Annotated in this window: 14 protein-coding genes and 2 pseudogenes; 9 read left to right on the top strand and 7 right to left on the bottom strand. The window is 43.9% G+C overall.

The features are described 5' to 3' along the window. Nucleotides 1–12: 12 nt before the first annotated feature. Nucleotides 13–750: an SDR family oxidoreductase gene (locus BFM96_RS05490; RefSeq protein ID WP_068991381.1), complete on the bottom strand. Its 738-nt coding sequence runs from the start codon at nucleotides 748–750 to the stop codon at nucleotides 13–15. Between the two features lie 9 nt (nucleotides 751–759). Further along, complete coding sequence (locus tag BFM96_RS05485) at nucleotides 760–2,103, bottom strand: dihydrolipoyl dehydrogenase family protein (RefSeq protein ID WP_068991378.1); 1,344 nt, start codon at nucleotides 2,101–2,103, stop codon at nucleotides 760–762. Nucleotides 2,104–2,218: 115 nt separating this feature from the next. Here BFM96_RS05485 and BFM96_RS05480 point away from each other — a divergent pair, with 115 nt between their 5' ends. Further along, nucleotides 2,219–2,650, top strand: a complete 432-nt coding sequence (locus tag BFM96_RS05480; RefSeq protein ID WP_068991375.1) for a MarR family transcriptional regulator — start codon at nucleotides 2,219–2,221, stop codon at nucleotides 2,648–2,650. A gap of 196 nt (nucleotides 2,651–2,846) precedes the next feature. On the opposite strand, the gene BFM96_RS05475 is transcribed toward BFM96_RS05480, so the two are convergent. The 4 genes from BFM96_RS05475 to BFM96_RS05460 form a co-directional block, all read right to left on the bottom strand. Beyond that, complete coding sequence (locus BFM96_RS05475) at nucleotides 2,847–3,689, bottom strand: VOC family protein (RefSeq protein WP_068991370.1); 843 nt, start codon at nucleotides 3,687–3,689, stop codon at nucleotides 2,847–2,849. Between the two features lie 9 nt (nucleotides 3,690–3,698). Then, entirely contained in the window at nucleotides 3,699–4,328 is a 630-nt protein-coding gene (locus tag BFM96_RS05470; protein ID WP_068991367.1) for an NAD(P)-dependent oxidoreductase, read from the bottom strand. Between the two features lie 411 nt (nucleotides 4,329–4,739). Then, a complete protein-coding gene (locus tag BFM96_RS05465; protein ID WP_068991364.1) occupies nucleotides 4,740–5,183 on the bottom strand; it encodes an Rrf2 family transcriptional regulator in 444 nt (147 codons plus the stop codon). A gap of 51 nt (nucleotides 5,184–5,234) precedes the next feature. Beyond that, nucleotides 5,235–6,080, bottom strand: a complete 846-nt coding sequence (locus BFM96_RS05460) for a metallophosphoesterase family protein (protein WP_068991360.1) — start codon at nucleotides 6,078–6,080, stop codon at nucleotides 5,235–5,237. A gap of 72 nt (nucleotides 6,081–6,152) precedes the next feature. Between BFM96_RS05460 and BFM96_RS05455 the strand changes: the two genes are divergently transcribed. The 8 genes and pseudogenes from BFM96_RS05455 (at nucleotide 6,153) to tnpC (ending at nucleotide 10,568) form a co-directional block, all read left to right on the top strand. Further along, nucleotides 6,153–6,338 carry a hypothetical protein gene (locus tag BFM96_RS05455; protein ID WP_068991357.1) on the top strand — a complete coding sequence of 62 codons (186 nt, stop codon included), beginning with the start codon at nucleotides 6,153–6,155 and terminating at the stop codon, nucleotides 6,336–6,338. After that, entirely contained in the window at nucleotides 6,319–6,669 is a 351-nt protein-coding gene (gene tnpB, locus BFM96_RS05450; RefSeq protein ID WP_068991100.1) for an IS66 family insertion sequence element accessory protein TnpB, read from the top strand. Before BFM96_RS05455 ends, tnpB (BFM96_RS05450) begins: the two co-directional genes overlap by 20 nt. Nucleotides 6,670–6,720: 51 nt before the next feature. Continuing rightward, a complete protein-coding gene (locus BFM96_RS05445; RefSeq protein ID WP_068991354.1) occupies nucleotides 6,721–6,927 on the top strand; it encodes an IS66 family transposase in 207 nt (68 codons plus the stop codon). Beyond that, a pseudogene (locus BFM96_RS11490) lies at nucleotides 6,899–8,335 on the top strand (IS66 family transposase). Before BFM96_RS05445 ends, BFM96_RS11490 begins: the two are co-directional and overlap by 29 nt. Nucleotides 8,336–8,489: 154 nt before the next feature. Then, nucleotides 8,490–8,675 (top strand): hypothetical protein, encoded by a 186-nt coding sequence (locus BFM96_RS05430; RefSeq protein ID WP_068991349.1) that lies wholly within the window; start codon nucleotides 8,490–8,492, stop codon nucleotides 8,673–8,675. Next, complete coding sequence (gene tnpB / locus BFM96_RS05425) at nucleotides 8,656–9,006, top strand: IS66 family insertion sequence element accessory protein TnpB (RefSeq protein WP_068991346.1); 351 nt, start codon at nucleotides 8,656–8,658, stop codon at nucleotides 9,004–9,006. Before BFM96_RS05430 ends, tnpB (BFM96_RS05425) begins: the two co-directional genes overlap by 20 nt. 49 nt (nucleotides 9,007–9,055) lie before the next feature. After that, nucleotides 9,056–9,262, top strand: a complete 207-nt coding sequence (locus BFM96_RS05420; protein ID WP_068991337.1) for an IS66 family transposase — start codon at nucleotides 9,056–9,058, stop codon at nucleotides 9,260–9,262. After that, nucleotides 9,165–10,568 (top strand): annotated as a pseudogene (tnpC, locus tag BFM96_RS05415) (IS66 family transposase). Before BFM96_RS05420 ends, tnpC begins: the two are co-directional and overlap by 98 nt. Before the next feature lie 176 nt (nucleotides 10,569–10,744). Here the strand turns inward: tnpC and BFM96_RS05410 are convergent. Then, on the bottom strand, nucleotides 10,745–22,741 hold the full coding sequence (locus BFM96_RS05410; protein WP_068991335.1) for a discoidin domain-containing protein: 11,997 nt from the start codon (nucleotides 22,739–22,741) through the stop codon (nucleotides 10,745–10,747). Nucleotides 22,742–22,743: the final 2 nt, after the last annotated feature.

Below are 22,743 nucleotides of genomic sequence, written 5' to 3'. Positions count from 1 at the left end.
CTTCCTTTCTTTTTACAGCACTTGCTTTATCGGACGCATGACGACTTCATTCCAAGCAGTATCTTCCGGTAAATCAATGGCTTGCTGGATCGTTAACGCCACTCGTTCTGCGGAAATGCCGTGTGAGCGGTAAAAATCTTCATAAGCTGACTTGATGTTCTCATCTGCGACAGTTCCTACCAATTCCGTTTGAATAGCACCTGGAGAAATCACCGTACAGCGTAGATTGCCCTCCATTTGTGCCATTTCTTCACGAAGCGAGTCTGAAATTGCTCGAACGGCATATTTAGTGGCAGAATAGACACCTCCTCCAACATGCGAATGATGGCCTTCCACAGAGGCAATATTGATAATTTGACCAGCTTTTTGGCGAGCCATGACTGGAAGGGAAGCTGTGATGCCGTATAAGACACCCTTCACATTGATATCAATTGCTTGCTCCCATTCTTGAACGCTTGCAGCCATAAAGGGAGCTTGAGGCATGACACCTGCATTGTTTATCCAGACATCCACACGACCAAAAGTGCTCAAGGCTAGCTCTTTCAAGGCCTCAACTTGCTCCTGCTTCGTCACATCTGTCACTGCATAGACAGCTTCGCCTCCCTGCTCTTGAATTGCCTGAACAATGGCTTTTAGCTGGTCTTCTCTTCTTGCTCCTAATACTAGCTTCGCACCGTTTTTTGCTAATAAGGTAGCCGTTGCTTCTCCAATACCCGATGAAGCCCCTGTAATTACAATAACCTTTGTCATCTTTCCTCCTTAGGCCAAGGCCATTTTCAAATCATTCAAAATACCATTCGTAACGGCTGGAAAGGCAAAAATCATCTGATCTAAGTCCTTGGCTGTTACCTTTTGCTGAATGATGAATGTGATTAAATTGACTAATTCCCCTGCTTCATGTCCAAGAAGTGCTGCTCCTTTTAAGGTCTTGTCTTTGCCAACAATAAAGGTGATGTGTGCTTCTTCCTCTAATTTTGTTTGGAATTTCAATTTTTGTCCAAATGGTATTTCCACGATGTGGTAGAGATCAAGCTGCTGCTTAGCTTCTTCCACTGTGACTCCGACTTGGGCAATCCGTGGAAGTGTAAAGACTACATTTGGAACGACAGGATAAGCAATCGCTTCTCGCTCGCCTAAAATATGGCGTGCAATGTAGCTTGACTCAAAGCTAGCCGTTGGGGTCAATTTCGGAATGGTTTTTGAAACAACATCCCCAGACGCATAAATGGTTGGGACAGCTGTTTGCATAAACTCGTTGACCACAATTCCGCCACGGTCAGTCTCAATACCTAACTCTTCTAGCCCAAGACCTTCTACATTTGACACACGTCCTGTCGCATCCACAATATAGTCTGTCTCAATCGCTAGCCCGCTTGCTGTCCGAACAAGATAGGCATCTTGCGTTTTGATAGCTTCTGACACAGCTTGCCCAAAATGAAATTGAACTCCTTCAGCCGTCATTTTCTCAATAACCGTAGCTACATAAGACTCCGGATAAGCAGCCAAGGCCCGATCCGCAAATTCAACAATATGAACTTCTTTACCCATTTTTGAGACCATCGTCGCACATTCTAGGGAAATAATCCCCGCTCCAATAAAAGTCATGCGATTTGGTAAGGTTTCTAAATCAAGAAATTCGCGGCTATCATGGAAAAATTCATTCCCCGGTACATTCAACCTAGCTGGACGCTGACCTGTTCCGATCACCACAAATTCTGTTGTAATCGTTTCATCCCCATAGGCTACTGTGTGAGCATCAACCAAACGGCCCTGCCCCTTCAAGAGGTCAATGCCGACATGGGCAAATATTCCCTCCATAATTGGTACGTAGCTTCCGATTTCTTCTTGCTTGTAAGCCATTAATTTTTCCCAAGAAATCTCACCACTCTTTGCGATTCCAGCTTTTTCATACCGTGCCAAGCCATCTAAAAATTCAAAAGGACTTTCGAGCAAAAATTTCGCATTGCAGCCATAATTGGTACAGGTTCCGGCAGTGACATCTTTTTCGATAATGGCGACTTTCTTACCAGCCTTTGCCAAGTCAACCGCCGCATGCCAGCTAGCATGTCCTGAGCCGATAAGGGTTACATCGTATTGATACATATTCTTTTCCTCCAAAATTTAATCGTGCACGATTATTCTAATAAAAGTCCTATTCTTTGTCAATCAAAAAGGTTTATGCTATCCTAGAATCACTCGCAAACGATTGGAGAAAAAAATGAACGATTTACTATCCCACCAGCTCTGCTACTCTTTTTACAATGTAGAGCGGCTGTTCCGTCAATTTTATAAGAAAAATCTGGAGAAATTTGATCTAACCTACACCCAGTATCTGGTTCTAGTCGTGCTGTGGGAGGAGGCTTCCTTGCCTTTAAAAGAGATTGGTAAACGCCTTGACTTATCCAGCAATACCTTAACTCCCTTGCTCAAGCGTTTAGAGGAAAAGGGGTATCTTCTCAGATTGCGACCTGAAAAGGACAAACGGCAACTGTATGTACAGCTAACAGAAGGAGGGAAACATCTCCAACAGGATATTAAAACGCACTTGTCAGAGTGTTTTCGCCAGATTGAAGGACTGACACGAGAAGGAGCCGATCAGTTGATTCAAGAAAATAATCAGCTGATTCAAGCACTGAAAAATAGTTTATAACTATCAAAAAGGGGAGTGGGACTCAATCGTGATTTCGAAGAAATCGATTTTGTCGTCTCACCCCCGCGAGGTTGACTAGGTTTGTAGAATGTTGATTTATCAACGTGATACAAACCAGACAACTACTGCGTCAAACTAATAAAACTACAAAAATAATGGAGGCAAGGACTTTTGTCCCGGCCTCTTTTTTGATACACTATTTCACACCAACCCGCACGACAATGCCGTCAGTATCTGTAATTTCGAACATACGAGACTGAAGCCATCGAACAGAAACTCCTAAATGGATTGCCCGTTCGTACATCACCAGTAAATGTTCCTTGCTTTCGACAAGAACGGTAAAATATGCCAGACCTGCTTGACCTTTTTGATGTGGTTGAAGGTGTTTCCCCGACCATTCATTAACAGCAAGGTGGTGATGATAATCGCCAGAAGCCAACCAACTGCCTGTCGGTATAGAAAATTTATCCTCCAACCCTAGCAAGGCTCGATAAAATGCACTGGCTGGCTGACTTTCTCGAACAGATAAATGGACATGCCCCATGCGAGTGCCTCTTGCTAACTGAAAAGGCTCTGTATAGGCCCCATCTTCATACAATTCTTGTGCAGCCAATTCCTCCGTCACACCAACAATTCGCCCATCTTCTCGGATATCCCACTGGATCACATCCTTATCATAATAGAGTTCGATACCATTTCCTTCTGGATCTTCCAGATAAATGGCTTCGCTATAGCCATGATCTGAACCTCCCACCATCGAAATGCGGTTCTCCACTAAGCGTTTAAAAATGGCTGCCAAGTCTTTTCGCTCAGGAACTAAAAGGGCTAGATGATAAAGGCCATACGTCTTGGATTTTCCTTGAGTAGCAGGTAACAGACGAACAAGCCCTTCCTTGCCTACTCCTAATAGGACTTCTGTGTCAGTTTCGGCAAGCACTGCTAAGCCTAGTATCTGCTGATAAAATTGACTAACCCGATACACATCCTCCACATAAAGTGCAACTTCTCCTAGGTAAATCTGACTGCGATAAGGGTACATCCTATCAACCTACTTTCCAAGAACAGAAATCCGCTCATTCAGATGATTTCCATGTTCGATTTCATCTACCATGGCAATCGCATAGTCTGCATAGCTCATTTTGCTTTCACCAGCTTGATTCACCGTAAAGATTTCCCCCGCAAGAAGATACTCACCTGTTTTTGGATAATCTACTTCAAAATCTGCCGCAGGACTGATATAGGTCCAATTGACCTTTGATACCTTACGGAGTGCTGCCAAGCCCTTACTCATCGCTTCTGCCAATGGGAAGAAATCCTCCGGAAAATCAGGTGTCTGATAGAGTTGGGTAGTTAGGCTATCATCCAGATACAAACTTCCTGCCCCACCAACTACTAAAAGTCGCGTATCGCTTCCAGCCAAAATACTCGCTACATGCTCCAAAGAAGTCGTGTGCTGCGGCAATGTTTCAGGAGTAAAGGCACCAAAAGCGCTCACCACTGCATCAAATCCACTCAAATCTGCTGATTCCAAGTCAAATAAATCCTTTTGCAGAACCGCTTGTGCTTGAGATTGATTGCTTGAGCGAACAATCGCTGTCACCTCATGTCCACGGGCTACTGCTTCTGCCACAATCGCCTGTCCTGCTTGTCCATTTGCTCCAATAACTGCTAGTTTCATTTTGTTTCTCCTTTTGTTGTAATTGTTTTTGTTACAACAATTCTAACACTTACTTGTTGTCATGTCAATCATTACAACTTAGAAAATCCGAAATTATACTAAACAAAATTAAAATTAGCATGTCGACCGCCTTCCTCGGCGGTTCAGACATGAATGACATATCTTTATGACTGTCCGTTTTAGCTACTAAAAAGCATCCTGTTTAACTGACTTAGCCTACTTCATTTTGGTTTATCCCAAGCTCAACTATTTTTGAAATCAAATGAGTAGAAACCAATCATTCCTATCCAAAAAAAGACTAGCAAGCTAGTCTTTTCTACCATCATGATTAGGTTACTTTCTCAAAACTTTCTCCGATTGGAATTCATCGCAACAGGGCAATTATACGATTAGATTGTCTTTTCAGATTGCTTAGCTGTCCGCAGGACTCTTGCCCTGTGCATCTTGAACCAAATCTGCCAGACTTGTTTGGCTGAGTTCAGCTTCCAAAGCCCGCTGGGCAGCTTCTAAGCGATCATCTAGCACGGCATGGATGTTGCGACCGATGTTGCAGTTTGGATTGGGATTTTCATGAAAACCAAACAGCTGACCGGATTGTCCCAAACTATCAACCGCCTCGTAAATATCATAGAGCGTAATAGTAGACGGGTCTTGAATCACCTTGGCACCACCTGTCCCTCTTGCAACACTCACCAGATTGGCAGCCTTTAACTGAGATAGGACGTTACGAATAATCACAGGATTTACCCCTACGCTCCCTGCTAAATAATCGCTTGTTACCTTTGTCTGCTCCCCTTCTAAGGCGAGTACGACCAAGATATGGGTCGCAATTGTAAATCGACTTGAAATTTGCATATCGTCCTCCTTTTTCCCTAGTATATCCCTTTTTCAAAAGAAGTGCAAGCTTCATCTGCTTTTAAAGAACTGCTGCACCTCTTCTTCATATCTTTCCCTCTGGGCAATCTCTGCTAGCCACTCATGATTATGTGTATGATGAATGCCATTGACCAAGCTTTCACGGTAAATCTCAAAATAAGGAAGCTCCTGAAGTTTGGCACGATGTAATTCTAACTCTACATCATAGGCAACCCGACGAAAATCCACATTCGCTAAACCCTGATTATCAATCTCTAAAACAGCATATTGAGCCCGTAAATCCTTGCGCAAGTGGTCATCCATGAAAAAGGGTTGACCGATAGAACCGGGATTGATAATCATTTGCCCTTGGCTACCATAGCGTAATAATTGCTGATGAATGTGACCGTAAATTGCAATTGAGGCTTGATTTCCCTGAAACAACTTGTCAAACTCTTCCTGTGCCCCAATATGAATTAACTCACGGCCCCAATTTTTTTCTGGCAAATGATGGCTGACTACTATCTCCAAACCTTGAATAGAACGGATTTCCTGCATAGGAAGAAGATGGCGTCCATCAATCTCCTCCAGTGAAATTTCCTCCATCACATACGCACACAAACGCATGAGATAAAGATGGCTCGGTCTCTCTATATGCAGCAAACCATGGGCTGCACGCCATAAACTATCCTCCCAATTCCCTCTCACCTCAAGGCTAATCGGTAAACTGGCTAGTAAGTCAAGCAACTCCTTGCGACCACTTCCAGGCATGACACTATCTCCCAAAACCCAGTAATCCGTTACTCCTATCGCCCTTGTATCTGCTAGAACAGCTTCTAACGCCGTCTGATTGCCATGAATATCTGATAATAATGCAATTCTTCGTAACCGCCCCATAACCAGGTGTCTATGATATTTTCCGCGCCTCTAGTATACTGTTATCAGAAAACAGAACTGGAGGCTATTTTGATGTCACAACCTATTGTTCCCTTGAAAACACCACAATCTCGTCGATTTCCTCATAAATCCAGAAATGATCTGGTACTGAAAATGGGTATTGGAAAAGTTGAACTAAGCTTGTTCCAATCTCTTCATCAAGAAACACTGGAAACTATTTTAGATAAGGTACTTGCTTATGAGCATCCGACTCAGTGATTTAGGGCAGGTCTATCTGGTTTGTGGCAAAACCGATATGAGACAGGGGATTGATTCGCTGGCTTATCTTGTTAAACGTCAATTTGAATTAGATTCCTTTTCTGGTCAAGTTTTTCTTTTCTGTGGTGGTCGCAAAGACCGGTTCAAAGCTCTTTACTGGGATGGACAAGGTTTCTGGTTGCTTTACAAGCGATTTGAAAATGGCAAACTCACTTGGCCTAATGATGAACATGAGGTCAAAGCCCTCACTTCCGAGCAAGTAGACTGGTTGATGAAGGGATTTTCGATAAGTCCTAAAATAAAATCTACAAAAAGTCGTGATTTCTATTGAAATCATGGCTTTCTTTTCGGTATAATGAGATAAAAAGAAGGGGGTAAGTCCATGGAGTCACAAGATAAAGTGATTGAAAGTCTAACAAAAACTATTGAAATCATGACCAATGAGTTGACCCTCCTTCGTGAACAAGTAGCTTACTTAACTCAAAAACTTTATGGCAAATCATCAGAGAAAGTTGCGTATCAGCCTGGTCAGCTAAGTCTCTTCGAAGAAGAACCACTTCCTGAAGAAGACGCTGACTTACCCAGGTGACACAGAAACGATTACCTATAAACGTAAGAAAACTAAGGGAGTTCGTCAGGCTGTTTTCAGTCAGTTTACTCCAGAGATGGTTCATCATGAACTAAAAGGCGAAGACTGCACTTGTCCAGACTGTCACGGTCAGTTGAAAGAGATTGGTTCTTGTATTCAGAGGCAGGAATTGGTTTATATCCCTGCCCAATTGAAACGCCTTGACCATGTCCAACACGCTTACAAGTGCCAGAACTGTAGCGAGAAGAATTTTAACGATAAGATTATCAAGGCTCCTGTTCCTAAGGCACCTCTGGCCCATAGCTTGGGGTCAGCCTCCATTATTGCCCACACCATTCATCAGAAGTTCAATCTGAAGGTCCCCAACTACCGCCAGGAAGAGGATTGGAACAAGCTTGGCTTGCCAATCACACGGAAGGAAATCGCCAACTGGCACATCAAGTCTAGTCAGTATTATTTCGAGCCGATTTATGACCTTCTGCACGAGAAATTACTAGAACAGCCTGTTCTCCATGCGGATGAGACTTCTTACAGGGTCTTAGAAAGTGATAGCCAGTTGACCTTCTACTGGACCTTCTTGTCTGGCAAGCATGAAGAACAGGGCATCACTCTTTATCATCACGATAAAGGGCGGAGTGGCTTGGTTGTGAAGGAGTTTCTTGGAGATTACACAGGCTATGTACATTGTGACATGTTACGGCAGTAACTTGGAACTTCAGTTCCTTAGTTCTGCCTATGCGATAGCAGTCCAAGCTTGAGGAACGAAGTGAGGATAAGCTTGGTTAACTGCGAACCGCTGAGTGCCTATAGGCAGTTAGAACGAGCTGAGTTGGTTGGTTGTTGGGCTCATGTCAGAAGAAAGTTCTTCGAGGCGACTCCTAAAAAGGCAGACAAGACTTCCTTGGGTGCCAAGGGATTAGCCTATTGCGACCGTCTATTTGCCTTGGAGAATGATTGGGCAGATTTGTCTAGCGAGGAGCGACTACATAAACGCCAGACAGAGTTAGCCCCTTTGATGGATGAGTTCTTCGACTGGTGCCGCAATCAATCTATTTTACCTGGGTCAAAACTTGGTCGTGCGATAGAGTATAGCCTTAAGTATGAGGAACTATTCAAGGCAGTTCTTCAAGATGGTCGCTTGGTTCTATCCAATAATGTAGCAGAACGCGCCATTAAGTCCTTGGTCATTGGACGGAAAAATTGGCTGTTTTCTCAAAGTTTTGAGGGAGCCAAGTCAACAGCTATCATTCTGAGTTTATTGGAAACAGCTAAGAGGCATGGTCTTGATTCAGAGAAATACATCACTTATCTTCTAGAACATCTTCCAAACGAGGAGTCACTCGCCAAAAAGGAAGTTCTAGAGGCTTATTTACCGTGGGCTGAAAAAATTCAGAATAACTGCAAATAGAAAAAGTTCCAGAGTCAAGCAAGACTTTGGAACTTTTTCAATATACCTCGTTATGGGGCGGTTACCCTCGTAACCGCCCCATAACGAGGTGTCTATGATATTTTCCACGCCTCTAGTATACTGTTATCAGAAAACAGAACTGGAGGCTATTTTGATGTCACAACCTATTGTTCCCTTGAAAACACCACAATCTCGTCGATTTCCTCATAAATCCAAAAGCAAGATGGCACTGAAAATGCGTATTGGAAAAGTTGAACTAAGCTTGTTCCCATCTCTTCATCAAGAAACACTGGAAACTATTTTAGATAAGGTACTTGCTTATGAGCATCCGACTCAGTGATTTAGGGCAGGTCTATCTGGTTTGTGGCAAAACTGATATGCGTCAAGGGATTGATTCGCTGGCCTATCTCGTTAAACGTCAATTTGAATTAGATCCCTTTTCTGGTCAAGTTTTTCTCTTCTGTGGTCGCCGCAAAGATCGTTTCAAAGCTCTTTATTGGGATGGACAAGGTTTCTGGTTGCTTTACAAGCGATTTGAAAACGGCAAACTCACTTGGCCTAATGATGAACATGAGGTCAAAGCCCTCACTTCCGAGCAAGTAGACTGGCTGATGAAGGGATTTTCGATAAGCCCTAAAATAAAATCTACAAAAAGTCGTGATTTCTATTGAAATCATGGCTTTTCTTTCGGTATAATAAAGAAAAATGGAGGGTGAGACTATGGAAGAGCTATTAGCCATTATTAAACAACAAGCAGCTGTTAACCAACAACTCACAAATGAACTTGCTCTTCTTCGTGAACAAGTAGCTTACTTAACTCAAAAACTTTATGGCAAGTCATCAGAGAAGGTTGTGCATCAAACTGGTCAGCTCAGCTTATTCGGTGAGGAAAGCCTACCTGAAGAAGAATCTGACTTGCCCAGTTGAAACTGAGACTATTACCTATAGACGCAAGAAGGCTAAAGGCGTTCGTCAGGCTGTTTTCAGTCAGTTTACTCCGGAGATGGTTCATCATGAACTAAAAGGCGAAGACTGAACTTGTCCAGACTGTCACGGTCAGTTGACAGAGATTGGCTCAACTGTTCAACGGCAAGAGTTGGTCTTCATCCCTGCACAATTGAAGCGGATTGACCATGTCCAACATGCCTATAAATGTCAAGCATGTAGCCAGAAGAATCTTAACGATAAGATTATCAAGGCTCCTGTTCCGAAGGCACCTCTGGCCCATAGCTTGGGGTCAGCCTCCATTATTGCCCACACCATTCATCAGAAGTTCAATCTGAAGGTCCCCAACTACCGCCAGGAAGAGGATTGGAACAAGCTTGGCTTGCCAATCACACGGAAGGAAGTCGCCAACTGGCACATCAAGTCTAGTCAGTATTATTTCGAGCCGATTTATGACCTTCTGCACGAGAAATTACTAGAACAGCCTGTTCTCCATGCGGATGAGACTTCTTATAGGGTCTTGGAAAATGATAGCCAGTTGACCTTCTACTGGACCTTCTTGTCTGGCAAGCATGAGGAACAGGGAATCACTCTTTATCATCACGATAAAGGGCGGAGTGGTTTGGTTGTGAAGGAGTTTCTTGGAGATTACACAGGCTATGTACATTGTGATATGTGGTCGGCATATAGGCAGTTAGACAAAGCTCAGCTAGTTGGTTGTTGGGCTCATGTCAGAAGAAAGTTCTTCGAGGCGACGCCTAAAAAGGCAGACAGGACTTCCTTGGATGCCAAGGGATTAGCCTATTGCGACCGTCTATTTGCCTTGGAGAATGACTGGGTTGACCTCTCTACTGAAGAGCGACTACATAAACGCCAGGCAGAGTTAGCCCCTTTGATGGATGAGTTTTTCGACTGGTGCCGCAATCAATCTATTTTACCTGGGTCAAAACTTGGTCGTGCGATAGAGTATAGCCTTAAGTATGAAGAACTATTCAAGGCAGTTCTTCAAGATGGTCGCTTGGTTCTATCCAATAATGTAGCAGAACGCGCTATTAAGTCCTTGGTCATGGGACGGAAAAATTGGTTGTTTTCCCAAAGTTTTGAGGGAGCCAAGTCAACAGCTATCATTCTGAGTTTATTGGAAACAGCTAAGAGGCATGGTCTTGATTCAGAGAAATACATCACTTATCTTCTAGAACATCTTCCAAACGAGGAGTCACTCGCCAAAAAGGAAGTTCTAGAGGCTTATTTACCGTGGGCTGAAAAAATTCAGAATAACTGCAAATAGAAAAAGTTCCAGAGTCAAGCAAGACTTTGGAACTTTTTCAATATACCTGGTTATTGGGCGGTTACTTACAATTCTTCTCATACGACTATTATAGCAAAATAAAGATAAAAAGGACCAGACAAGGAAATCTCCTTACTGATCCTTTTTTCATGTCTAGATAGAATGCTTAGGTTCTATCATTGTTCTTTCTTGCGAACAACTGCTGTTGCACCCAGCATTCCTAGAGCTAGACCAGCAAGTGCTAGGCCTGACTCTGCACTGCCTGTATTTGGCAAGGACTGTTCAGATTTCATCTCTTTGTCTGCCATCATCTTATCTGCTGGCATGGTTTGAGATTCCATCTTTTCATCTTTCTTGTCATTTGCAAGCAATTGAATACCTGGTTTCACAGTCGTAGCGGTATTGACTGGTTTTACCTCCACTCCATTCACCACTGGTGCAGGTTCGCCTTTGGCGTAAACAAGTCCATATTGGCTAAAGTGAGTAACCTTAAACACGACTTCTGTCTGATCCGCATTTTGGACGAATGGCAGACTTTCTGTCATATTGTTAAGAACATAGTAGACTTTATCCACTTTACCCTTACTTGGAAGGACAACGGTTACTTCTCCCTTGATTTGTACCGGTTCGTCTTTTTCATTATAAAGAGTCACATCGTACAATTCATAGTTTTGATTTTCCAAAGCAGGAGCAGTTGAAGCCATTGGACGAACTCTCAACTTTGTAGCACCGTTCAAGGCAGCAACGGAACCAACAACCTTCAGCTGTGTTCCTTCGTGAACCAAGCCCATCATCTTATCCTCAACAGTTGGCGCTGGAGTGGCACTCACTACATTACCTAACTCAAGTGTTGGTTTGTCGGCAACAGTTCCACCCACTGCGTGATGCAATTCTAGCGTTGGTTTTTCGGATACCGTTGGAGCAGGAACATCGCCTACGGAATGGTGCAATTCCAAAATCGGCTTTTCAGAAACGGTTGGGGCGGCAGCGTCACCCACTGAGTGATGCAACTCTAGCGTTGGTTTTTCGGATACCGTTGGGGCGGGAACGTCACCTACGGAGTGATGTAATTCCAAGGTTGGTTTCTCGGAAACTGTTGGAGCTGGAACATCACCCACGGAGTGGTGCAACTCTAGCGTTGGTTTTTCAGAAACGGTTGGGGCGGGAACATCACCTACGGAGTGATGCAACTCTAGAATAGGTTTCTCAGAAACGGTTGGGGCGGGAACATCACCTACGGAATGGTGCAATTCTAGCGTTGGTTTCTCAGAAACAGTTGGGGCGGGAACGTCACCTACGGAATGGTGCAATTCTAGAATTGGTTTTTCAGAAACGGTTGGGGCGGGAACATCACCTACGGAATGGTGCAATTCTAGAATTGGTTTTTCAGAAACGGTTGGGGCGGGAACATCGCCTACGGAGTGATGCAATTCCAAGGTTGGTTTTTCAGAAACTGTTGGAGCCGCAACGTCACCTACGGAGTGATGCAATTCCAGCGTTGGTTTTTCGGAAACGGTTGGCGCTGGAACGTCACCTACGGAGTGGTGCAATTCTAGCGTTGGTTTCTCAGAAACGGTTGGCGCTGGAACGTCGCCTACGGAATGGTGCAATTCTAGCGTTGGTTTCTCGGAAACGGTTGGAGCTGAAACATCGCCTACGGAATGGTTCAAGCCTGGCTGGCTTGGCGCTTCTGTGTCGCCTGGTACCTCTGGAGTCGTTGGTGCTTCTGTATCACCTGGTACCTCTGGTTCAGTCGGTGTTTCTGTGTCGCCCGGTACTTCTGGCTCGGTCGGTGTTACTGTTTCACTTGGTACCTCTGGTTGAGTTGGCGTTTCGCTTGGTGTTTCAGGGCCTTCAACCTCTGATACGTTCGGTTCTTCAGGTGTCGGTGTTTCTTCCTCATCCACACTGTTTTTCATCAATGGAGCCTTGAAATGAACTGGATAATTGTTCACATTGACCAACTCTCCTGAAGCTTTTTCAGTAATTTCACTATCCCAATCAGATACATCTTCCAAAGCATAGACAAGAGTCGTTGGATCTATTTGGCTAAGGAAGGTTGCCCGATGTCCATTCGCAAGAGTCAAATCTGGAGATTTTCTAGCCAAAACTGGGGCACTAAAGTGAAGAACAGCTGTGGTATCGTCTTCTTTTTCCACACGCTCAATATGAACATCTTTTTCTGCTGTCACCCATCCTTCTGTCAAGAAGTTCCAGTTGAATTTCTTAAAGCTGATGGTATAGTCATTTTGCGTGCCTTCTGCATGCTCATACAAGACACCGTATTCATTTGGTCCGATTTCTTGTAGAGAATTATAGGCAAACTTACCATCTTGGATCAATTGATGGTGCAACCATGTGAGGCTACCGTCTTCTTCTACGCGAGCAAGACGTGCTGTTCCTTGAGTTCGGCTATTGCCTGAGCCATTTGCATTGGTTAGAACCACATACTCCTTGCCTTCGTGCATGGTATGAACAGCGGCTAACTGTACATAAGAATCATGCACATCATCCATGCGGACAACTTCTGGTTCCCATGTTTCACCACCATCATGACTGGTTGCAACTTGAACGCCACGAGTGAGATTACGCATGAAGAGTTTCAAATCACCATTGTTCAATTGAACCACAGTTGCCTCTGTATTTTGGGCAGCAGAGATATTCAAGGTGCTAGAATCTAGTTTTCCACCTTCATAATTCCGTCCGTCATTGACCGCTGCACCAGCATGCCATGTTTCACCATGGTCATCTGAGTAAATGACACGAGATGATTGAGAGCCACCAAGACCGCCTGTAAAGTTCGTTGAATAAGTCGGAATGACCAAGCGTCCTTTGTGGGCACCCGTTCGTAAGGCAATACCTGTACCTGGACCTGTACCAAAGAAGTTCATCCATGGTTTCTTGACTTGGTAGGTGATGTCACGCGGACTAGACCAAGTCTTACCATCGTCGTCACTGTGAGATTCCCAAAGGAAGTTGTATTTAGCAATTCGGAAATCAGAAGTCTTGTTAGTTTGGAAGTAAACATTTCCTTGGATTTCATCGCCACGATAGATGTCTCCTAAATCGCTGAATCCTGGTTCTGTTGAGCTAGTGACCACATGGTAATCTGTCGCTTCGCCTGTTGGTGTGTAAACGACACCATTTTCACGAATGGTGTATGGAGTTGTTTCTCCAGTCTTGTAAAGATTGAGGTAATGTTTGCCATCTATAACTGTGTATGGCTCCTCTTTTTGAGCTGGTAGAACAAAGATACCTTGTCCTTCTGGGAACATGTCAAAGACAGAGAAGATTCGTTTGGTTTCAGGATCTTGTAACAGTACCATGTCAATGTTCAATGGTGAGCCTACATTGCGATTAGCAGCATTCGTATTGTCTCGTAAATCACTGACAATAATCCGTTCTCCCCATGTTTGTCCCTTGTCTTCACTGCGGCGAACAACCATAGCGATATCGCCCCAGTCAGCTGAATGGGTCCGACGTTCATCTGTTCCAGCAATCAAGGTTCCCTTATCCGTTACAAGAAGAGCTGGAATCCGGTAAGCAGACACACCATTTGGATTGCGGCGACCATTCACCCCACTCGTAAAGACGTCATGTTTCTCTGTCAAGACGGCACCTTCTGCAAGCGTTGGTGCAATTTCTTCCCGATGATAGAGTTTCGAGCGAGTAGCCACTTCTTCTGCTGTCAAGGCACGGTCGTAGATGGTCAAACGATCGACATCTGTGTTAGATCCCCAAACCATGCTTGTCTTGCGTTTGGTCGTTCCGACCTGAGCAATGTCTACATCTGGCATGTCTTTGATCAGTTTAATCGGATTTGTGCTCGTTACTTCTTTAGAGAGCACACCGTTCACATATAGACTAACCTTACCTGGTGTAGCTCCATCTGGTTGGCTAACAGTCAAAGTAACCGTATTCCATTCCCCTGGGTTCACCTTTCCTGTTGCATCTCCAAAACTGCTATAAAATTGAGAACCATTTGCTCCACGCGCTTCCAGATTTGCTTTGCCATCTTTCACAAATAGAGCAAAATATTCATCCTTAACAGTCGAACTAGAGGCTGAGAAGAGGTTGTAAAAGGCAGGGGCATCACTTGATGGCTTGAATTCCACATGGTAGGTTGCATTGCTTAAGTTCTTGAATTTTGACAAGTCATCACTCAAGTCAATCCGTTGATTATTATTAGCATTTAAAGTCAATCCTTCCCGACGAACAACAGCACTGTTTTTATAGTTCTCTGCTACCATGTCTTTTGGACGAGTTGGATTGACAACAGATACTACTTCCTCAATCGCATCCCCAACATGGTAAGTACGTGTTTGTAGTACATTGATGGTTGGAGCATCTGTCCGTTGGACACTAACCGATACATCGTAGGCTTTTCCTTTATCCAAATGATCAAGAGTAAGAACTCCAGTATCTCCCACCACTGTAAATGTCTTGCCGCTCTCTTTATCTGTGGCTGTCACAGTGACTTTCTTAAATGGAGACGTTACTTCTTGCTTCAAGGTGTCTACTGATAGCGAAATCGCCCCATTTTCCACAGTAAGACTAGGAGTGATATCACGCTCTTGCTTGTCAATCGGCATCTTGTAGTACAATTGCGTAATTGGACTATCATCAGTCCAAAGTCCCACACCCTTGATAAATTCTCGCGTCATGAGAGCATGACCATTTGGTCCAGGGTGAAGTGGGAAGGTATCTGTAATGACAGAGTAAGCTGGTTTCCATAGATATGGATAGCTTGTCAAAAGTTCATTAAATGGTGTGTATTGGTCAATGAGGATTGTACCAGGATTTTCCGCTGCTACTTCCTTCATTTTTTCGACAAAACTTGGAATCTTCGGTCCACGACCCGCCATAGTTGTCGGCGTTGGAGTACGTAGAATGATTGGAACATTCTTCGCCTTAACCAAGTCCACCAAGGTTTGCAGTTTTGTCTTATAGGCTTCTGCTGAAATGCTAGCCGCGTCATTGGTTCCTAGCATGATGGACACAACGTCTGGTTTATAGTGGTTGAGACGATGCTCTATCTCATCTAAAGTTTCTTGAACAGTGGAGCCAGATACCGCTGTATTCACGACTGTATCTGCTGTTCGACCAAGAGTTGTGTAGAGGTATTTTTCAAATAATTGAGCAATGCCATCGTATCCCTTAGTCCAGAGAGCACCATGAGTGATGGAATCTCCCATAAAGAGCCAAGTGAGCGGTTTTTCACCTTCAACAAGGTGACGAATCCGTGCTTGATCAGCTGTCAAGGTTTGCTCTTTCAGAGCACTCTCATTTGCTTGGACCGTCTGTCCTGCAACTGTCTGCAATTGAATTGCACCATCTGTGCTACGAAGGGTCAAGGTATAGGCTTGATTTTCTGGCAAACCTGTAATTGTAAAGTGATTCGTTGTTTCATCGCCTGCAATCACTCGGTTGCCGACTGCCACTTCATAATGCCAATTGCTGATAGCTGGACCTTCTTCAGACAGTTTCACTTCTGGAATCGCAACTGCAAGTCCTGCTGCTCCATAAGTCGCCGTTGGGGTTGCATCTGCAAAGTATTGGACTTTTGATTCATTTTCAAGAGCAAGGGTCACTCCTGTTCCTGGGAAATTGTCACTGCTCTTAATCGTCGCAGCAGCTAATTGTTTCCCGATTTCTAAATGTCCTTTAGCAGTCAAGGCAGCATCATAGACCAAGCCGTGCTCCAAGAATTCTGGATTCTTGGTTTGTGTATAGTGGTCAACCCAGACAATGTTGTTCCAAGCCGCTGTTCCAGCATAGCTTTGAGCCACTTGTTTCATTGCTGCGATATAAGACTCAATCTGAGTATTGATTTCAGCATTTGCCGTAGCAGAGGCTGTTTGCAAGACAACTTTCCCTTGATGATTGTGAAGAGCTAGTGAGCTATCTATAAAGGATTTCAAGCCCGTCTTAAAGGTTTCTAATCCTTCACTGCCAGCATCGTAATCTTCCACTCCCAGCATATAACCTACTGCTTTTGGTGCAAATTGACCGACATATTTCTCAAAGTTTTCTGCAATAGTGCCAATCTTAGCGCCAGCCTTAGCTGTATTAATCACATAACGTTGGCGTCCTGGAATGGTATTTCCTGACTTGGTCCAACGGATGTATTCTTCAAATTGACCGACGTAGTTGCGAATACCTTCTGTAAAGGATGCTCCGCCTTGAACATTCAAACCGCCTGTAAAGACCCAAGTATTGTCATGGTCTGCATTAAAGAGCTCTGCAATAGCGGAACCTGCTGTCCGTAAGTCTGTCGGCGCAACCTGCTCAAGAGCTGCAACTTCAGCAGCTGCAACCACTTTGTTACGGCGATCTGCCTTCCAGTGTGCTGTTTCTAAAGCTGTCAAGCGAATATGACGAGCTTCAACTGGAGCAAAGGAAATGACTTGCTTGTTCAAGTTCTCAGAATCCAAAGTTGCCGTATTATCAGCATTGCCATTTTGAATAGTCACACGAGACCAGTTTTGACCATCCGTGCTCACTTCAAGATAGGCTTTCTTGATGTTCCCAACAGCATTTCTCACTTGACGTGGCGTATAAGCAAAGCCGACTAGAGTTTTATTGTCTTCAAAGCTCAACGTCAAGCGTTGTGGGTCTGTTGTATTATCTAAATTCGGATCGCTTGCCCAATAGGTTGATTTATTGCCATCTGTCGCAGATCCAGCTGGACGAGGGCCACCGTCACTCGGGTTAAAGGATGTAGCAGTCGCAGCGGCTTCTAAGACTTCTGCCATTGCTGGCTGTGGAGTTGCTGGCTGATGAGGCATTTCTGTAGGAGTTGTCCCTGCTGATGGAGCTGGAGCAGTCGCACCAGGAGTTTCACTATTTCCAGCCGATGGAGCTGGCGTTTCAGGATCACTCTCTCTTGGAACCAATTCTGTGAATTTCACTTCTTTGATAGCAAGTTGTTGTAAGTCAACCGTTTTATTTGCATTTTTTGTTTCCAAAATGGTCAAGACAACCTTGTTTACAAGTGGAGCATTCTCAAAATGATGCTCAATGATTGGAGTAGCATAGTCCACAGCTATTTCTGGTGATTCATAGACTTTCTCATCACCGCGATATGTAGCAACCTTGTACTTGGTTACCGTTCCATTTCCTGGAGTTCTCTTAATAACATCCATCTTAGCCAACCGAGTATTTTCACCATCAATCGTAAAGGTGATGTCCTGTGGAAGTGTGATATAAGCTGGTAGAATACCATTAATACGGTTGCCTGCTCCCCATTTCAACTCAGTTGTAGTTTGCTCCTTGCCATCAATTAGCTTGTCCAAGCCCTTGCCTTGGTGATAAACATTGTCATTTCCAGACACGTGAAGGCGATTATTGGCAATCATCATTGGTTCATAAACCACTGGACGAGCCGGTTCTGGAGTAGTTGTTGGCGTTTCTGTCTCAGTCGTTTCTGATGGACGTGTTGGCACTACTGTTGGAGCGTCGTCCTCTTCTATCGAAACTTCATTGTCTTCCTCTTCTCCAGAATTGGTATTCTCATCTGAACCTGCAGGGTTTTCTTGTGGAGTGTCCTCTGTAGAGCCAGTAGTCTCTGAACCACTAGATGGTTGAGTTGGTGATACCTCTGTACTAGAATTTCCACCATTGGATGGAGCTACTACTTCGCCTGCGGTAGTTTCTTCATTCGAAACTTCTGTATCCGCATCTGTTTCATCTTCTCCTTCAACATTAACACTATCCTCTGTATTCGTCTCTTCTCCAGAATTGGTATTCTCATCTGAACCTGCAGGGTTCCCTTGTGGAGTGTCCTCTGTAGAGCCAGTAGTCTCTGAACCACTAGATGGCTGAGAAGACGATGCAGATGTGTCTGCATTAGAATTTTCATTATCTGATGGAGTTGTTACCTCTCCTGTGGAAGAATCTGGTGTTGGAGTTGAAGATGGCACTTCTTCCGTAGTTGGCGTAGTATCATTCTCCGTATGTTCTGTTGTAGGAACATCTTCTAAATTCGGTGAGACTACTGAGTTTGAGTTGCCTTCTGAATTTGGAGTTTCCTCTGCTCCTGAATTTCCTTCTTCTCCTGTTTCTTCCGGAGGCATTATGCGATTGGAGAAGGCTTTTATTTCTGCCAATCTAATGGTTGCTCCTGTATTAAAGTCTGCTAATTTCAAATGACGTGCATCAATTGGAGTTGCAAGATTGATAACTTCCTCTGTTGCTGGATCTGAATCCTCTTTTGTATGAGCCAAAGTCCAAGTCGTTACATCTGGTCCAATATCATTTGAATAGTATAACTTCCATGAACGAACAGTTGCAGTATCTTTAAACAATAACTCTAGACGTTCAATATGGGTCTTCTTCGGTAATTTGTAACGAATATTTGGAGTAGCATCATTCTGTCTAGGTTCCCAATAAGTAGAGGTATTTTGATCATAGCTCTTAGATCCAGCGTGAGTATAGACTGAATTGGATGAAGCCCAAACCCAACCACCGACAGCTCTCATATGGTCGGTGTCTGGAGTGTTCTCAATCGTTTCCACTTCTTTGAAACGAACCTCTTTTAAAGTCATTTGTTTCAAATCAACAACTCGACTACTATTTTTAGCTTCTAAGATAGTGAGAACAACTTTATCAACCAAGTGATTCTTGTCAAACGAATGCTCAATAAGCGCTTGTTCATAAGGAACATCTATATCCCCAGACTCTTCAACTAGTGAATTATTGAGATAAGTTGCAACTTTGTATTTTGTAACCGTACCATTATATCCAGCTTGTGAAGCTCTTTTTACAACTTCCATAGAAGCAAGACGTCTCGGTCCATTTGCAAATGTAAAGGTAATCGGTTGAGGAAGTTTTACATTTTCAGGCAAAGTACCACTTGTTACCCATTTTAATTCTGTAAGAGTATTCTCGTTTCCATCAATAAGTTTATCAACCCCTTCATTTCGATGATAAACATCACTATCTCCTGTTACTTGAATTGTCGTACGATCTACCAGAACAACTTTCTCTTCCTCTACCATTGATGGAGAGGCAGTTGTTCCACTATTCTCATTTGGTTTAGTTTCTGTACCAGAAGTTTCACTACCGGGTGAAGCGACTTCGTTTTCTATGGTAGTTTCTTCATTCGAAACTTCTGTATCCGCATCTGTTTCATCTTTTCCTTCAACATTAACACCATCCTCTGCATTCGTCTCTTCTGCAGAATTTGTATTCTCAACTGAAACAGCAGGGGTTCCTTCCGGAGCTTCTTCCGTGGTGCTAGAAGGCTCTGAATTATTAGATGGGTGAGTGGTGGAGGCAGGTGTTTCTGTACCAGAAGTTTCACTACCTGATGGAGCGACTTCTCCTGTAGAAGACTCTTCATCTTCTGCCATTGAAACGCCATTGTCTTCTTCTCCAGAATTGCTATTCTCAGCTGAGCCAGTAGGGTTCACGTGGGAAGTGTCTTCTGTTGAGCTAGAAGGCTCTGAATTATTAGATGGGTGAGTTGGTGATACCTCTGTATCAGAAGTTCCATTAGCTGATGGAGTTGTTACGTCATCTGTGGAAGTGTCTTCATCGTCTTCTATGTCAACTTCGTCATCGTCTATCTCTGTGCTAGTCTCGTCTGCAGAATTGCTATTCTCAGCTGAGCCAACAGGGTTTCCTTGAGGAGTGTCTTCCGTCGAGCTAGAAGGCTCTGATCCATTAGATGGGTGAGTTGGCGATACCTCTGTATTAGATGTTTCACTACCTGATGGAGTTGTTACGTCCTCTGTGGAAGTGTCTTCATCGTCTTCTATAGCAACTTCGTCATCGTCTATCTCTGTACTAGTCTCGTCTGCAGAATTTGTATTCTCAGCTGAGCTAGATGGGGTCACGTGGGAAGGGGCTTCCGGTGTGCCTGTAGTTTCTGAACCACTAGATGGTTGGCTTGGGGATGCTTCTGTATCAGAAGTTTCACTACCTGGTGAAGCGACTTCTCCTGTAGAAGGCTCTTCGTCCTCTTCTATTGAAACGCCATTGTCTTCTTCTCCAGAATTGCTATTCTCAGCTGAGCCAACAGGGTTTCCTTGAGGAGTGTCTTCCGTCGTGCTAGAAGGCTCTGAATTATTAGATGGTTGAGTTGGTGATACAGTTCCACTATCTGATGGAGTTGTTACCTCTGTGGAAGTGTCTTCATCGTCTTCTATGGCAACTTCGTCATCGTCTATCTCTGTACTAGTCTCGTCTGCAGAATTTGTATTCTCAGCTGAGCTAGATGGGGTCACGTGGGAAGGGGCTTCCGGTGTGCCTGTAGTTTCTGAACCACTAGATGGTTGGCTTGGGGATGCTTCTGTATCAGAAGTTTCACTACCTGATGGAGCGACTTCTCCTGTAGAAGACTCTTCATCTTCTTCTATTGAAATGCCATTGTCCTCTTCTCCAGAATTTGTGTTCTCAGCTGAGCCAGTAGGGTTTCCTTGCGGAGTTTCTTCCGGTGTGCTAGAAGGCTCTGAATTATTAGATGGTTGAGTTGGTGCAGATGCAGGTGTTTCTACATTAGAATTTTCACTACCTGGTGAAGCTACTTCGTTTTCTGTGGTAGTTTCTTCATTCAAAACTTCTGTATCCACATCTGTTTCATCTTCTCCTTCAACATTAACACCATCCGCTGCATTCGTCTCTTCTGCAGAATTTGTGTTCTCAACTGAGCCAACAGGGTTCACGTGGGGAGTGTCTTCTGTTGGGCTAGAAGGCTCTGAATTATTAGATGGTTGGCTTGGGGATGCTTCTGTGTTAGAAGTTTCACTACCTGATGGAGGTGCCACTTCGCCTGTGGAAGAATTTGATGTTGGGGTTGAAGCTGGCATTTCTTCCGTAGTTGACGCAACATTACTCTCTGTATGTTCTGACGTCATATCAGACTCTGTTGTAGTATCATCTTCGGAAGTTTCTGCGATTTCTTCAGGAGGCATCGTCCGATTTGAGAATGCCTGTACCTCTGCTAGTTCTAATATTGCACCCGTATTAAAGTCTGCTAATTTTAAATGACGTGCATCAATCGCTTCTGGTAAATTAACCACTTCTTCAGCCATCGGCTCAGCGTCTTCGCGACTATAAACCTCACGCCAGCTAGATGGATTTCGGTTTATATCATCCGAATAGTACAACTTCCAAGCACGAACAGTTGAGGCAGCCGTAAATTTCACGCCCACCCGTTCAATATGCGTCATCTTTGGTAATTTGTAACGAATATTTGGAGTAGCATCATTCTGCTTAGGCTCCCAATAAGTGGTATCGTTTCCATCGTAACTCTTAGTACCACCATGGGTATCGCCCATAGTAGATGAAGTCCATACCAACCCATTAATAGTTCTCATGTGATTAACATCTGGCGTTTTTTCAATCAATTCTTTGAAGCGAACTTCCTTCAGCGCTAGAGCCTGCATATTAATTTGTTGCTTGTTGGTTTGCGCTTCAAGAATCGTCAAGACTATTTTATTCAAAGCAAGCGAAGGATCAATCGAATGTTTTATGACTGCTTGTGAAAAAGGAACAGAGATTTCTCCTGATTCAAATAATTGAGTATTGTTCAAATAACCAGCTACCTTGTATTTCGTCACTGTTCCATTGGCATTGGTTCTCTTGACAACCTCCATCTCTGTTAAGTTCCGAGAAGGAGCTCCAAATGTAAAAGTAATCTCCTGAGGCAATTTTACATAGTCTGGTAAATTACCTGTAATCTTATCTCGATTGTTAGCACCCCACTTTAATTCTGCAATGGTTTTTTCATTGCCATCGATAAGGTTAGCTAAGCCGTTGCCTTGATGATAAGCTCTTGCATCTCCAGAGATCCGAATGGAATCACGATCCACATCAACAACTTTCGCTTCTTCTGAAGTTGTTGCGCTCTCTGCTCCTCCTGCTTCTGCACTGCGAGCTTCTGGAGTCCCTGCACTTCGCAAGGCAACATTTGGATCCGGTGCTGGAGTCATGTCATTCAAGGAAGGAGCTGGTTGTGCTTTTTCTTCTGCATTATCTGTAGGTGTCAGACTTTCCACTGTATTTGACTCGCCTGTATTCGCATCAGCCTGATGAACTGTCTCAGCCGCTTGAGCAACCCCACCTGCTAAAAAGATATAGCCAATCAATACAGAAGCCGTTCCAACTGTTAATTTCCGAAAGGAATATTTGTTATTCCGTAAAAATAAGTCTTTCGAATGTTTACTCATAA

The sequence above is a fragment of the Streptococcus himalayensis genome, from assembly GCF_001708305.1.
Classification (GTDB): Bacteria; Bacillota; Bacilli; order Lactobacillales; family Streptococcaceae; genus Streptococcus; species Streptococcus himalayensis.
The sequence above is the reverse complement of the archived record's forward strand: the minus strand, read 5'-3'. Positions and strand labels throughout refer to the sequence as shown.

Bases quoted from the DNA above. Each gene is read 5' to 3' on its own strand.
- BFM96_RS05490 (WP_068991381.1), bottom strand. From the start codon at position 750: ATGACAAAGGTTATTGTAATTACAGGGGCTTCATCGGGTATTGGAGAA.
- BFM96_RS05465 (WP_068991364.1), bottom strand. From the start codon at position 5,183: ATGCAAATTTCAAGTCGATTTACAATTGCGACCCATATCTTGGTCGTA.
- BFM96_RS05445 (WP_068991354.1), top strand. From the start codon at position 6,721: ATGGAGTCACAAGATAAAGTGATTGAAAGTCTAACAAAAACTATTGAA.
- BFM96_RS05470 (WP_068991367.1), bottom strand. From the start codon at position 4,328: ATGAAACTAGCAGTTATTGGAGCAAATGGACAAGCAGGACAGGCGATT.
- BFM96_RS05485 (WP_068991378.1), bottom strand. From the start codon at position 2,103: ATGTATCAATACGATGTAACCCTTATCGGCTCAGGACATGCTAGCTGG.
- tnpB (WP_068991346.1), top strand. From the start codon at position 8,656: ATGAGCATCCGACTCAGTGATTTAGGGCAGGTCTATCTGGTTTGTGGC.
- BFM96_RS05430 (WP_068991349.1), top strand. From the start codon at position 8,490: ATGTCACAACCTATTGTTCCCTTGAAAACACCACAATCTCGTCGATTT.
- tnpB (WP_068991100.1), top strand. From the start codon at position 6,319: ATGAGCATCCGACTCAGTGATTTAGGGCAGGTCTATCTGGTTTGTGGC.
- BFM96_RS05480 (WP_068991375.1), top strand. From the start codon at position 2,219: ATGAACGATTTACTATCCCACCAGCTCTGCTACTCTTTTTACAATGTA.
- BFM96_RS05420 (WP_068991337.1), top strand. From the start codon at position 9,056: ATGGAAGAGCTATTAGCCATTATTAAACAACAAGCAGCTGTTAACCAA.
- BFM96_RS05455 (WP_068991357.1), top strand. From the start codon at position 6,153: ATGTCACAACCTATTGTTCCCTTGAAAACACCACAATCTCGTCGATTT.
- BFM96_RS05475 (WP_068991370.1), bottom strand. From the start codon at position 3,689: ATGTACCCTTATCGCAGTCAGATTTACCTAGGAGAAGTTGCACTTTAT.
- BFM96_RS05460 (WP_068991360.1), bottom strand. From the start codon at position 6,080: ATGGGGCGGTTACGAAGAATTGCATTATTATCAGATATTCATGGCAAT.
- BFM96_RS05410 (WP_068991335.1), bottom strand. From the start codon at position 22,741: ATGAGTAAACATTCGAAAGACTTATTTTTACGGAATAACAAATATTCC.